The sequence below is a fragment of the Edwardsiella anguillarum ET080813 genome (genome assembly GCF_000264765.2).
Lineage (GTDB): Bacteria > Pseudomonadota > Gammaproteobacteria > Enterobacterales > Enterobacteriaceae > Edwardsiella > Edwardsiella anguillarum.
This window is the reverse complement of record NZ_CP006664.1, coordinates 3,207,126-3,219,886: the sequence shown is the minus strand read 5'-3', so window position 1 is coordinate 3,219,886 and position 12,761 is coordinate 3,207,126. Positions and strand designations below refer to the sequence as shown.

Below are 12,761 nucleotides of genomic sequence, written 5' to 3'. Positions count from 1 at the left end.
TGCAGTAACGCGCCATGACTCAAGATGTCTCCCCGATTATCACTTCGCTGCTGGACACCGACGCCTACAAACTGCATATGCAACAGGCGGTGTACCATCGTTACCGCAGTGTCAGCGTTGCGGCGGAGTTTCGCTGCCGTGGCGATGAGCTGCTGGGGGAATACGCCGACGAGATAGCCAGCCAGGTCAATCTGATGGGGCAGCTGGCCCTGACGCAGGATGAGTATGACTATCTGGCCGCCCTGCCCTTCTTCCAGCGCGACTATCTTGACTGGCTGCGTACCCTGCGCCTCGATCCGCGCCGGGTGGCCATCAGCAACGATCGCGGACGCCTTAATATTCGCATCAGCGGCCCGTGGCGTGAGGTGATCCTGTGGGAGGTTCCCCTGCTGGCGGTGATCAGCGAGGTGGTGCACCGCCACCGCTCGCCCCATATCACCCCGGAGATCGCCGTGGCGCAGCTGCAGCGACGCCTGAATGAGTTCCATCATCTCAGCGCGGACGTCGATCTGCGCGGTTTCCGCCTGATGGACTTCGGCACCCGTCGCCGCTTCTCTCGGGCGGTGCACCAGGCCATCCTGGCCACCCTCAAGAGCGAGTTCCCCTACCTGAGCGGCACCAGCAACTACCTGTTTGCCAAACAGATGGGGCTGACGCCGCTGGGCACCCAGGCCCATGAATGGTTCCAGGCCCACCAGCAGATCTGTCCGGTGCTGGCCAACAGCCAGCGGGCGGCGCTGCAGTCCTGGCTGGATGAGTACCCCGATCAGCTGGGGATCGCCCTGACCGACTGCATCACCATGGATGCGTTTTTACGCGACTTTGGCAGCCAGTTCGCTGGGCACTACCAGGGGCTGCGCCATGACTCAGGCGATCCCATCGCCTGGGGAGAAAAAGCTATCGCCCACTATGAGCAGCTGGGGATCGACCCGCAGGATAAGGTGCTGGTCTTCTCCGACAATCTGGACCTCCCCAAAGCGCTGGCGCTGTACCGCCACTTTCATCACCGCATCAACCTCAGCTTCGGCATCGGCACCCGCCTGACCTGCGATCTGCCCGGCGTACGTCCGCTGAACATCGTCATCAAACTGGTGGAGTGTAACGGTAAGCCGGTGGCCAAGCTCTCCGACAGCCCGGGAAAAACCATCTGTCAGGATGCCGCCTTCGTTAAGGCGCTGCGCAAGGCGTTCGATCTGCCGCTGGTCAAGCGCGCCAGCTGACCTCCTCTCCGGCGCAGCGCCGCTGGCGCTGCGCACCCGGCATCGCCCCTGCCATAACGCCGTTCCCGGCGCAAGGGCGCTAAATCCACGAAAAAGTTGCCCCGCGGGCGCTTAATTCCGCTTGTGTCTGTTTGCATGACAAGTAACATAGCACCATGCCCTCCACCCGTGAGAGGGTAAGGTTATTTGTCAATCAAGATTAATATAAAAGAGAGAAATCTATGAGCGTAGTGCCTGTAGTCGACGTACTGCAAGGCCGCGTGGCGGTAGACACTGAGGTCACCGTTCGTGGCTGGGTACGTACCCGGAGAGATTCTAAAGCCGGTATCTCCTTCCTCGCCGTTTATGACGGCTCCTGCTTTAATCCGTTACAGGCCGTCGTGAATAATTCTCTGCCGAATTATGAAGATGAAGTGCTGCGCCTGACCACCGGCTGCTCCGTGGAAGTCAGCGGCCGGGTCGTCGCATCGCCGGGCGAAGGCCAGAGCTTCGAGCTGCAGGCCACCGCAATTCAGGTGGTCGGCTGGGTCGACGATCCGGATACCTATCCGATGGCCGCCAAGCGCCACAGCATCGAATACCTGCGCGAGGTCGCCCACCTGCGTCCGCGCACCAACCTGATCGGCGCCGTCGCCCGCGTGCGTCACACCCTGGCACAGGCCATTCACCGCTACTTCAACGACAACGGCTACTTCTGGGTCTCTACGCCGCTGATCACCGCGTCGGATACCGAAGGCGCCGGTGAAATGTTCCGCGTCTCCACGCTGGATATGGAAAACCTGCCACGCACCGACGCGGGCAAGGTGGACTACAGCGAGGACTTCTTCGGCCGCGAAGCGTTCCTGACGGTGTCCGGTCAGCTGAACGGGGAAACCTATGCCTGCGCGCTGTCCAAGGTATACACCTTTGGTCCGACCTTCCGCGCCGAAAACTCCAACACCAGCCGCCACCTGGCCGAGTTCTGGATGGTCGAGCCCGAGGTCGCCTTTGCCGACCTGAACGACATCGCCGGCGTCGCCGAGGGCATGCTGAAGTATGTCTTTAACGCGGTGCTGGAAGAGCGCGCCGACGATATGGCCTTCTTCGCCCAGCGCGTGGATAAGGACGCCATCGATCGCCTGCAGCGCTTTGTCTCCTCCGATTTCGCCCAGGTGGACTACACCGACGCCATCACCATCCTGGAGAGCTGCGGCAAGCAGTTTGAGAACCCGGTATTCTGGGGCGTCGATCTCTCCTCTGAGCACGAGCGCTATCTGGCCGAGCAGCACTTTAAGGCGCCGGTGGTGGTGAAAAACTACCCGAAAGACATTAAGGCGTTTTATATGCGCCTCAACGAAGACGGCAAGACCGTCGCCGCCATGGACGTGCTGGCGCCGGGGATCGGTGAAATCATCGGCGGTTCGCAGCGTGAAGAGCGTCTCGATATGCTGGACAAGCGCCTGGATGAAATGGGCCTGAAGAAAGAGGACTACTGGTGGTATCGCGATCTGCGCCGCTACGGCACCGTGCCGCACGCCGGGTTCGGTCTCGGCTTCGAGCGCCTGGTGGCCTATGTTACCGGCGTTCAGAACGTGCGCGACGTTATTCCGTTCCCGCGCACCCCGCGCAACGCAACATTCTAATCAAGTCTGTAGCGTAAAAAACACAAAGTGGCAACAAAACAGGGGGTCAGCACAGCTGACCCCCTGTTTTTTAAACTTAGACCTGTGTCACAAAGTTCCTCAATTCTTACAATTTGAAACACATTATTTCATTCTGTTACCGCTATAAGGTATTTGTATCATTTTGCCGGTGGATTATCCGCGGTACGAATGGAACACTGCCAACCAGACACAGGAAGACACCATACTCTCTAGCTTAGTTCCGCAGGGGGTTAAAAAAGTTCCCGATGGGATCAAATTAGGCAGTGGCAGGTGTCAAAAAAATAAAACCAATGAGGGTAACAATGATGAAACGCAATATTCTTGCAGTGGTAATCCCAGCTCTGCTGGTTGCCGGCGCGGCCAACGCGGCCGAGCTGTACAACAAAGACGGCAACAAGCTGAGCCTGTATGGTAAAGTTGACGCCCGTCATAAATTCACCAGCGACAAATCTGACGACGGCGATCACACCTATGCCCGCTTTGGCTTCAAAGGCGAAACCCAGATCAACAGCGAACTGACCGGTTACGGCCAGTGGGAAGCTGAAGCGAAAGCCAAAAAACCGGAAAGCGATTCCGGTAACTTCAAAACCCGTCTGGGCTTCGCCGGTCTGAAATTCGCCGACTACGGCTCTCTGGACTACGGCCGTAACTACGGCGTCGTATACGACGTAGAAGCCTGGACCGACGTGCTGCCGGTCTTCGGCGGTGACACCTACACCTACACCGACAACTTCATGACCGGCCGTACCAACGGCGTTGCAACCTACCGCAACAACGGCTTCTTCGGTCTGGTTGACGGCCTGAACGTGGCCCTGCAGTACCAGGGTAAAAACGGCGCCAAGGGCGAAAGCAACAATGGTCGTGCTGACCTGTCCGAGCAGAACGGCGACGGCTTCGGTATGTCTGCCTCCTACGACCTGGGCTGGGGCGTGAGCGCTGCGGCGGCTTACTCTACCTCTAACCGTACCCTGTCTCAGAAGCATGGCCTCGCCGTTGGCGACATCGCTGAAGGCAACAAGGCTCAGGCATGGACCACCGGTCTGAAGTACGACGCCAACAACGTCTACATTGCCGCCATGTACGCCGAAACCCTGAACATGACTCCGTTCGGTAAATCTACCAGCGTTGACGGCGGTGGCATCGCTAACAAGACCCAAAACTTCGAAGCCGTGGCTCAGTACCAGTTCGACTTCGGCCTGCGTCCGTCCATCGCCTACCTGCAGTCTAAGGGCAAGCAGCTGGGTCTGGACTCTAACCTGAATAAAGATCTGGTTAAATACGTTGACCTGGGCGCGTCCTACTACTTCAACAAGAACATGTCCACCTACGTTGATTACAAAATCAACCTGCTGGACGGTAACGACGACTTCTACAAAGCTAACGGCATCACCACTGACAACGTGGTTGGCGTAGGCCTGATTTACCAGTTCTAATCCCGCGCGGCCACCGGTCGCCATGGATATCCTATCAGGCAGGGCTCAGGCCCTGCTTTTTTATGTTTTTTTGCGCGCCGCCGGCGCTCGGTGCCGTGCTGCTTGCGTTTGTTTTTGCAGTATTTATTCCGTATTCCCCGCCCTGCGCGCCACTTTATCGTCTTTTTCAGCCAAACGGTTGGCAAGGGTTTTCCATAGCGGTAATCTGTCCCTTCACTGGCTTAACTGGACACATGGAAGCTCTCGCATGTTTGAAAACATCCCTGCTGCACCCGCCGATCCAATCCTGGGGCTGGCCGACCTGTTTCGCGCCGATGCGCGCCCGCATAAAATCAACCTGGGCATCGGCGTCTATAAAGACGAAAGCGGTAATACACCGGTGCTGACCAGCGTTAAAAAGGCCGAGCAGTATCTGCTGGAGCATGAGACCAGCAAGAACTACCTGAGCATCGACGGGATCGCCGCCTTCGGCCAGCGGACCCTGGCACTGCTGCTGGGCAGCGACAGCCCGATTATCAGCGCCGGGAGGGCGCTCGCGGCGCAGACGCCCGGTGGCACCGGAGCGCTGCGCGTCGCCGCCGACTTCCTGGCCAGTAAAACCAGCGCCAAACGTATCTGGGTGAGCAACCCCAGCTGGCCGAACCACCGCAGCGTTTTCAGCGCCGCCGGGCTGGAGGTGTGCGAATACGCCTACTATGACGCCGATAACCACTGTCTGGACTTTGCCGCGCTGCAGGAGAGCCTCTCCCAGGCACAGCCCGGCGACGTGGTGCTGTTCCACGGCTGTTGCCATAACCCGACGGGGATTGACCCAACCGCGGCGCAGTGGGAGGCCCTAGCGGAGATGTCCCGCAGCAATGGCTGGCTGCCGCTGTTCGACTTCGCCTATCAGGGCTTTGCCCACGGGCTGGAAGAGGACGCGCAGGGGCTGCGCCTCTTTGCGGCCCGCCACGACGAGCTGATCGTCTGCAGCTCCTACTCCAAGAACTTTGGCCTGTACAACGAGCGCGTCGGCGCCTGTACCCTGATCGCCGCCGATAGCGGCAGCGCCGCCAACGCCTTCAGCCAGATCAAGGCGGTGATCCGTGCCAACTACTCCAACCCGCCGGCCCACGGCGGCGCGATCGTCGCCACCATTCTGGGCAACGATGCGCTGCGCGCCATCTGGGAGCAGGAGCTGACCGATATGCGCCAGCGCATCCAACGGATGCGCCAGCTGTTCGTGAATACCCTGCAGGAGAAAGGCGCCGATCGTGACTTCAGCTTTATCATCCACCAAAACGGCATGTTCTCCTTCAGCGGGCTGACCAAAGAGCAGGTAGGCCGTCTGCGCGACGAGTTCGGCGTCTACGCCGTCAGCTCTGGGCGCATCAACGTGGCGGGGATGACGCCGGACAATATGGCGCCGCTGTGCGAAGCCATCGCCGCCGTACTGAAATAACCGTGGGATAGCGCATACGGCGGGCCACCCTTCTCCGGGGGCCCGCCGTTTTTTATATCCCTGAGGTTGCCTATGCGCGCCGTGCGTCATTAGCTCAGGGCGGCCATGCGCTTGAGGGTTTCCGCCGTCGTCCACAGATCGTTGGCGATGAAGCGGTAGTTGATCAGCGCCGCCTGATAACCGTCCCCCTCCGGCGCGCGTGGCCCGGCGGTGGCATCTTTCACCACCACCACCTCGAAGCCCTGCTCCACCAGCTCACGCAGATGCGATTCGATGCACAGGTTGGCCGCCATGCCAGCCAGCAGGATCTGCGAGATCCCCCGCTTGCGCAGCTGAAGCGCCAGATCGTTACTCTCCGGGCCGAAGATCTTATGCGGTGAGGCGATGATGGTTTCACCGTCCAGGATATAGGGCTTAAACTGCGGCATGAAATCCGCACCCGAATCGTTGAACCCCTCCAGCGTCAACGGCCCCTTCCGGTCGAACATAGGGGTATTATGCATAAAGTGCTCACCCGGCCCGCCGAATAGCCATTGATGATCGTAGGGATAATAGTAGTGGGGGGAGACCGCCACCAGCATCCCCTGGCGCTTAGCCTGGCGAAACAGCGCCTCCAGGTGCGCGACGGTGTTATTCTCCGTCACGCTCTCCCCGAGCACCGACCAGCCGGCCCCCTTCGGGCTGAGGAAGTCGATCTGCGGATCGACCACCACCAGCGCCACCCGTGGCTTCTGTAAATTGACGCCGAGGCGCGGCAAGCCATACGCCTTCGGCTCCGCGTAGGGATCGTCATTAGCCTTATCACCGCTGGCGGCGTGCGCCAGCGTCGATCCCATGGCGACCAACCCGACGCCGGCGACGGCCAGCCTGACCCCTTTACCGATCGCTTCACGCCGAACCATCGGCTGTTCCAACTGCGGCTCTGCTTTCTGCTTCATATGATTTCCTCGCTGTGATAAGTCACGCGCTGCTAACGTGCCCCGTCACTCAGGCCGGCGCACGCAGCCGCGCCTGGCAGGTGCGGGATGAGGCGACGATGCAGTTGGCCGAGTGCACCATGGCCACAAAGGCCGCCGCCAGCATAATCACATCCTTCAATACCAGTCGCCCGGCTCCGGAGAGGTAGGGAAATCCGGTATGGGCGTCAGCGCCATGCACCCAGGTCTCCGGGGTAAAGATCAAGAATGTCAGGGTGACGAAAGGGGTCAGGAAGGCGAGCGTCGCCCCCCAGAAGCCGATGCGCGGCGAAACGTAGTGCGCCAGGATCAACAGGCTGAACACCACCTCGATCACGCCGAGGCCCGTGGAGTAGCCGTAGGTATTGTTGGCCTGATGCCAGGCTCGGTGCGCCTCGATCAATTCCCCTTCGTGATTTATAAACGAGGCATAGTTAGCCGGATCGTTATAGAAGAAGGACATGAACGGACTATTGGCGACAAAGGGCACGATGCTGTCGGCCTCATAGGGGATAAACTTCAGCAGGCCGATCCAGAGAAAGACCAAGGCGATGGCCAAGCGACAGAGCGTGGCGGCGAGCGCCTGCTGCTGCGCGAGGCGCTGGTAAAGTGTCGACATGAGAGGAGCTCCTTTAGGGGATAAATAAACCTCACCCGTTATACCCAAGGCGCCGATGTAACAACATGTGGCAACGTCTCAGCCTATTGTGCTCCCGTCTCAGTGCAGATTCCCTGTGATCCCTCCTGCGCTTTCACCTTCGCCCAGAACGACAGGCAGGCCATCCCTCTCCGCCGCCCCGGCCGAAGAGGCTACCTGCGCCGAGCGCATGTTCTTGCCGGCGCATCCGGCGCCGCGCCACCGGACGTTCGCCGCTGATGGGTTCGCGCCTGTCCGTCAACGGGCTAGCGGAATACGCGGGCGATAACGGCGCCCTCAGCGCATCGCTTCCCTCGGGCGGGATGTGCTCCTCCGCGGCGCGGCGTATCCATCGTCTCAGCGTAGAGCCCTCCGCCCCATTCCTCGCTCTCCGGACCTCTGCGCCAAACCGCCAAACGTCAGGCTACGCCTGACCTGCCGATCCCCCATAAAGCCCGCCCCCTCTTCGGGGGACGCCCTAGCCGCATGGCGATGGCTTGCTCGCCCCTTGGCGTAAGGCGCGTTAACAGCATGGTCAGGGGGCTTGCACACTGACGCATGGCGGGCAATTCCCCCAGGCCTGGCGCAGAAGGCAGAGCAAAAAAAACGCGGCCCGAAGGCCGCGTCCCTATTCTGATCCGACGCAGAAGGCGTTTAACGCATCATCTGAAACAGCGACATCCCCTGCATATCCGAGAAGACCTTATAGGAGGCCTGCAGCGAAACCTGGCGGAACGTGTAGTCGGTGATGGCCTGATTCCAGTCCACATCCTGTACGCTGCTGATACGCGTCTTATAGGTGATCGCATTTTCATCGCCGATGGCGTCCAGCGAGTCCAGCTCGTTCAGTTGGGTCCCCAGTTCGGCGCGTACCCGGGAGACGTTATTCAGCGAATTACGCAGCCCGCGGTTGGCCGAGTCGAGCTTGTCTGCAACCGCTTTCTTCGCGGCATCGTCGGTGCCTTCCAGCGGCGTCTTCAGCGCATCGATCGACTGCTGCAGCGAGGCAAAGATATCCTGCTCGCCCGTGCCGGGTTGGAACACCTGGTTGCCCGTATGGCTCACGGTCATGGTACGCGCCGCATCCACCTGCTGGGTCAGCGCCTTGTTGCCCCCACCATAGGTGACCTCGCTGGCCGCCCCCTTGGTGAACGGCGCCGCATCGCTCTTATAGCCGGCAAAGATATAGCGTCCGTTGCCGTCGGTGCTGTTGGCCAGGTTAAGCAGCTGATCGCGCATACTCTCCAGCTGGGTCGCGATCGCCGCGCGATCGTCGTCGCTCTTGGTCCCGGAGGACATCCCGTCGACCAACACCGGCGTGGCGTTCTGCAACACGTTAGTTACCTGCTGCAGCACGCTCTCCTCCATGGAGGTGCTCTGACGCGCATAGCCACGGGCCATGCCGTACTGTTCGTTCATGGACTTGGCCTGGTTCAGCCCCACCAGCTGGGAGGAGCCCAGCGGATCGTCCGAGGGATTGATCACTTTCTTACCGCTGTCCAGCTGCGCCCCGATGCGCTGCCACTCCGACTGGGCATCGAGAACGCCGTTCATATTCTGCTGATATATCATGCTAGTGCTTAAGCGCATGGCGGTGTATCCCCTTATCGAATGTCAAGCAGAGCATTAAACATCGACGTGGCAGTCTGGATCACCTGCGCATTCGCCATGTAATACTGTTGAAAACGCACCAGGTCGCCGTACTCTTCGTCCAGGTTTACCCCGGAAACGGACTGCTGCTCTTTGGTCAGCTGCTTCACCACGTTGCCCTGGGCCGTGCTGTCCACCTTGGCGCCGTTGGTCTGGTTACCGATGGTGCCCACCAGCCCGGCGTAGGCGCCGCTCAGGGTAGCCTTGCCGCCGACGATCTTCTGATTCTGCAGATCCAGCATCTTCTGTGCGTTGGTGTTGTCGCCCACCTCGCCTTTGGCGCTCCCGGCGGCAATCTTCGCCGGATCGCTGATCTTGACGTCAAAACCGCTGATGGCGGTGGAGGTGGTGCGCAGCTTAAAGCTATCGTTCTCCGCCGGCGTATCGTTAATCTTCACCTTCAGCCCGTCAAACTTCAGCACCGTATCACCACCGTCGGCCTCCGGCGTTATCGTCTGATGGGTTCCATCCGCCAGACGGGTGACGTTCCACTTACCGTCTTTAAAATCGATGCGATAGTCGGTGGCCTGCACCTTGGAGATATCGTCATAGCTGGCCGACAGCGACGTCTTCGAGGTGTTATTAGTATTAGCCAGGCTCTCCGGCTGACCAAATCCAAACAGATCGCCGCCCTTGTCGCCGTTGAGGTCAACCCCTTCCGACTGAACCTGGTTAAACGCGTTAGCCATGCTCAGCGCAATCTGCCCCAGCTGATTACGGGTATTATCCAGCGCCTCATTGCGGAAGCGGAAGATACCGGCCATGCTGCCGCCGCTGATGCGCGCTTCGGGCACTTCGCTCAGGCCGTTGCCGCGATCGTAGGCCAGCGTGGTCCGCGACGGATCGCTGCTGGATGGCACCGCCTTCACGCTGTAGGCATCGCCCCCCTGCACCAGCGACAGGCCGCCGGCAAACGAAACATTCATCGCCCCGTCCTGCATGCTGATATCGACATTGACGATCTGATTCAGCTCGCTGGCCATTTTGTCGCGCAGATCCAGCAGATCGTTGGGCGCGGTGCCGCCGCTAGCGCCGGTCAGCTCGGAGATGCGGTTGTTCAGATTGGCGATCTGCTTGGCATAGTCGTTAATCTGTTCGGCGTTATTGCTCACCGTCACGTTGGTGCTGCTTTCCAAATTACGCAGATACGCATCGGTGGTTTTAAACTGGGCCGTCAGGCCATTGGCATTGGAAATCACCGTCTGACGCGCGGCGGAGTCGCTCGGGTAGCTCACCAGGTTTTGCAGGTTCTTAAAGAAGTTCTGCATATTGGCGGACAGGCTGTTGGTGCTGTCGGCCAGCAGGTTGTCAATCTGGGAAATCTGCTTGTGATAGGTCGACGTCGTCGCTAAATCGCTCTGTCCCTGGCGCAGCTGATTAACGATGAACTGGTTGTATTCGCGGTTGATCCCGCTGACCACCACCCCGTTACCGATAAAACCGGCCGGCGTGCTGGTGCCGTTGTTTTCGGCAAAGCTGACGGTTTGGCGGTTATAACCTGCGGTATACACGTTATTGATGTTATTGCTGGTGACAGCAAGCGCCGTCTGCGCGGCGCTCAGACCGCTCATTGCGTTGTTGATTAAGTTAGCCATGCGGTTTCCTTTGCACTAAAAAAGCCCGCTGCCGGGAGATCTACGGGCTCTTACTGTTACTCTGTTTATCGGCCGGGCGGCTCAAAACTTAAATATTTTTCGCCGCCCGTCGCGGCGCTGCGGGGGACTAAAACAGATTCGCCAAATCGTGGGTATAGGCCTGCACCACCCGGTGGCCAGCCTGCTTGATCTGGCCGATCAGCTGCACCAGCTTGCTGGCGTAGTTCGGATCCGTGGCGTAGCCGGCGCGCTGCAAGGCATGCGCCGCCTGCTCCGGGGTATCGGCATTGACCACCGCCGCGTAGCGCGGGTTGTTGGTCAGCATGCCGATATAGTCATTGATCGCCTCAAAGTAGGAGCCGTAGACCCGGAAGCGGGCGCGGGTTTTCACCGCCACGCCGTTCTCATACTCGGTGGTGGTGACCTCGGTCGTCGGACCGTCCCAGTTTTTCCCGGCCTTAATACCGAACAGGTTATAGCTGCGCCCGCCGTGGGCCCCCGGGATCTCCCGCTGCCCCCAACCCGACTCCAGCGCGGCCTGCGCCATAATCAGCTGATGGGGGATCCCGCTCTGGCGGCTGGCCAGCTGGGCCGGCAGGCTCAGCTGGGAGACAAACTCACCGTTGCTGTTCGGCAGCGGCAGCGCCGCCCCACCGTGGGGGATGCGCGGCATCGCGCGACGCATCACCTGTTCCAGGGCATGAATCGGCATGCTGTTAATGGTTTCGCCATCCAGCGCCATCGGCGCCACCCCGACGCTATCGGGGATATGCGCCTGGGCCTGATGGACGCCGCGCATCTGCTTATACAGCATATCCGCGATCCCCATCCCCTTACCGGCTGACATCTCCTGCGCTACCTGCTGATCGTAGAGCGAGGTGTACAGGCGGCTCTGTTCGCTGTCGAGGATCCCCTCCTGCGGCGTCGCCTGACGCATGCTTTTCAGCATCATCTGGACGAACATCCCCTCCATCTGGCGCGCGGTTTCCCGCAGCGCCTTATCGGAGCCGCCGGCCGCACTGTATTTCAGCGAGTTGAGCGCCTGCGCATCATAGGCCGCGCTGCTAAACGCCAGGCTATCGTCGGCCATCAGATGATCTCCAGCTTGGCGCGCAGGCAGCCTGCGCTTTGCATCGCCTGCAGGATCGACATCAGATCGTTCGGCGTCGCGCCCAGCGCGTTCAGCGCGCGCACCACGCTGTTCAGGTTGGCGCCGGCCCGCACCTGATGCAGGGCACCGCCGCTCTGATTGACCGAGATCTGGGTATTCGGCGTCACCACCGTCTGCCCGCCGCCAAACGGCGTATTCGGCTGGCTGACGTTCAGCTGGCGATCGACGACCACTGACAGGTTGCCCTGCGCCACCGCGCACGAATCCAGTTCAACGTTGCGGTTCATCACCACCGAGCCGGTGCGTGAGTTGAGGATCACCTTGGCGTCGAAGGTGCCGACGTTCACCTCGATATTCTGAATGTTGGCCAGCGCGCGCACCTGATTGCTGCCCCCCTGCGGCACCAGCACCTGCACGGTACGGGCGTCCAGCGGCGTCGCGGCACCCAGGCCGTTGGCGCGGTTGATGGCATCGCTGATGTGCTGCGCCAGGGTGAAGTCTTCGTTATTCAGCTCCAGATTAATCACGTTGCTGTTGCCGAAGGTGGTCGGCACTGCCCGCTCAATGGTGGCACCGCCGCTGATACGGCCGCCGGACAGCTGGTTTACCTGTACGCTGCTGCCGCCCGCCGACGCGCCGGCACCGCCGACCAGCACGTTGCCCTGCGCCAGCGCATAGACCTGATTATCCACGCCCTTCAGCGGCGTCATCAGCAGGGTGCCGCCGCGCAGGCTCTTGGCGTTACCCATCGAGGAGACCACCACGTCGATGGTCTGGCCCGGACGGGAGAACGGCGGCAGGTTGGCCGTCACCATCACCGCCGCCACGTTTTTCAGCTGCATGTTGGTTCCGGGGGGAACGGTGATCCCCAGCTGGGACAGCATGTTGTTCAGACTCTGCGTGGTAAACGGCGTCTGCATGGTCTGATCGCCGGTGCCGTCCAGTCCCACCACCAGGCCATAGCCGATCAGGGCGTTGTTACGTACGCCCTGGATGGAGGTGAGATCGCGGATACGCTCGGCCTGCGCCCCCTGGCTCAGCAGCCCCAGCGCCAGCAGCATGCCGGTCAGCCAGG

At 60.5% G+C, this 12,761-nt stretch carries 10 protein-coding genes; 4 read left to right on the top strand and 6 right to left on the bottom strand.

Annotated features, from left to right (window positions below; all coding sequences use genetic code 11):
- Nucleotides 1-14 precede the first annotated feature (14 nt).
- The 4 genes from pncB to ETEE_RS14485 all read left to right on the top strand — a co-directional run bounded on the left by pncB (nt 15) and on the right by ETEE_RS14485 (nt 5,737).
- A complete protein-coding gene (gene pncB, locus ETEE_RS14500) occupies nt 15-1,220 on the top strand; it encodes a nicotinate phosphoribosyltransferase (protein WP_034164398.1) in 1,206 nt (401 codons plus the stop codon).
- Between the two features lie 221 nt (nt 1,221-1,441).
- On the top strand, nt 1,442-2,842 hold the full coding sequence (gene asnS / locus ETEE_RS14495; protein WP_034164399.1) for an asparagine--tRNA ligase: 1,401 nt from the start codon (nt 1,442-1,444) through the stop codon (nt 2,840-2,842).
- Between the two features lie 323 nt (nt 2,843-3,165).
- Nucleotides 3,166-4,296 (top strand): porin OmpC, encoded by a 1,131-nt coding sequence (gene ompC, locus ETEE_RS14490; protein ID WP_081926430.1) that lies wholly within the window; start codon nt 3,166-3,168, stop codon nt 4,294-4,296.
- A gap of 247 nt (nt 4,297-4,543) precedes the next feature.
- Complete coding sequence (locus tag ETEE_RS14485) at nt 4,544-5,737, top strand: amino acid aminotransferase (protein ID WP_034164400.1); 1,194 nt, start codon at nt 4,544-4,546, stop codon at nt 5,735-5,737.
- Between the two features lie 89 nt (nt 5,738-5,826).
- Here the strand turns inward: ETEE_RS14485 and ETEE_RS14480 are convergent, their stop codons facing one another.
- From ETEE_RS14480 to ETEE_RS14455, 6 genes are all read right to left on the bottom strand, one after another.
- Entirely contained in the window at nt 5,827-6,675 is an 849-nt protein-coding gene (locus ETEE_RS14480) for a cysteine hydrolase family protein (RefSeq protein WP_034164401.1), read from the bottom strand.
- Between the two features lie 49 nt (nt 6,676-6,724).
- Nucleotides 6,725-7,312, bottom strand: a complete 588-nt coding sequence (rclC, locus tag ETEE_RS14475; protein WP_012848095.1) for a reactive chlorine resistance membrane protein RclC — start codon at nt 7,310-7,312, stop codon at nt 6,725-6,727.
- Nucleotides 7,313-7,984: 672 nt separating this feature from the next.
- Nucleotides 7,985-8,920, bottom strand: coding sequence for a flagellar hook-associated protein FlgL (flgL, locus tag ETEE_RS14470; RefSeq protein ID WP_034164402.1), 936 nt, complete (start codon nt 8,918-8,920; stop codon nt 7,985-7,987).
- 14 nt (nt 8,921-8,934) lie between these two features.
- Nucleotides 8,935-10,575 carry a flagellar hook-associated protein FlgK gene (gene flgK, locus ETEE_RS14465; RefSeq protein WP_034164403.1) on the bottom strand — a complete coding sequence of 547 codons (1,641 nt, stop codon included), beginning with the start codon at nt 10,573-10,575 and terminating at the stop codon, nt 8,935-8,937.
- A gap of 127 nt (nt 10,576-10,702) precedes the next feature.
- Nucleotides 10,703-11,665, bottom strand: a complete 963-nt coding sequence (gene flgJ / locus ETEE_RS14460; RefSeq protein WP_034164404.1) for a flagellar assembly peptidoglycan hydrolase FlgJ — start codon at nt 11,663-11,665, stop codon at nt 10,703-10,705.
- Nucleotides 11,665-12,747, bottom strand: coding sequence for a flagellar basal body P-ring protein FlgI (locus tag ETEE_RS14455; RefSeq protein WP_034164439.1), 1,083 nt, complete (start codon nt 12,745-12,747; stop codon nt 11,665-11,667). Before ETEE_RS14455 ends, flgJ begins: the two co-directional genes overlap by 1 nt.
- Nucleotides 12,748-12,761: the final 14 nt, after the last annotated feature.

What these genes read in the sequence shown, in the direction of transcription:
- pncB (WP_034164398.1), top strand. Translation starts at nt 15, where the DNA reads ATGACTCAAGATGTCTCCCCGATTATCACTTCGCTGCTGGACACCGAC.
- asnS (WP_034164399.1), top strand. Translation starts at nt 1,442, where the DNA reads ATGAGCGTAGTGCCTGTAGTCGACGTACTGCAAGGCCGCGTGGCGGTA.
- ompC (WP_081926430.1), top strand. Translation starts at nt 3,166, where the DNA reads ATGATGAAACGCAATATTCTTGCAGTGGTAATCCCAGCTCTGCTGGTT.
- ETEE_RS14485 (WP_034164400.1), top strand. Translation starts at nt 4,544, where the DNA reads ATGTTTGAAAACATCCCTGCTGCACCCGCCGATCCAATCCTGGGGCTG.
- ETEE_RS14480 (WP_034164401.1), bottom strand. Translation starts at nt 6,675, where the DNA reads ATGAAGCAGAAAGCAGAGCCGCAGTTGGAACAGCCGATGGTTCGGCGT.
- rclC (WP_012848095.1), bottom strand. Translation starts at nt 7,312, where the DNA reads ATGTCGACACTTTACCAGCGCCTCGCGCAGCAGCAGGCGCTCGCCGCC.
- flgL (WP_034164402.1), bottom strand. Translation starts at nt 8,920, where the DNA reads ATGCGCTTAAGCACTAGCATGATATATCAGCAGAATATGAACGGCGTT.
- flgK (WP_034164403.1), bottom strand. Translation starts at nt 10,575, where the DNA reads ATGGCTAACTTAATCAACAACGCAATGAGCGGTCTGAGCGCCGCGCAG.
- flgJ (WP_034164404.1), bottom strand. Translation starts at nt 11,665, where the DNA reads ATGGCCGACGATAGCCTGGCGTTTAGCAGCGCGGCCTATGATGCGCAG.
- ETEE_RS14455 (WP_034164439.1), bottom strand. Translation starts at nt 12,747, where the DNA reads ATGCTGCTGGCGCTGGGGCTGCTGAGCCAGGGGGCGCAGGCCGAGCGT.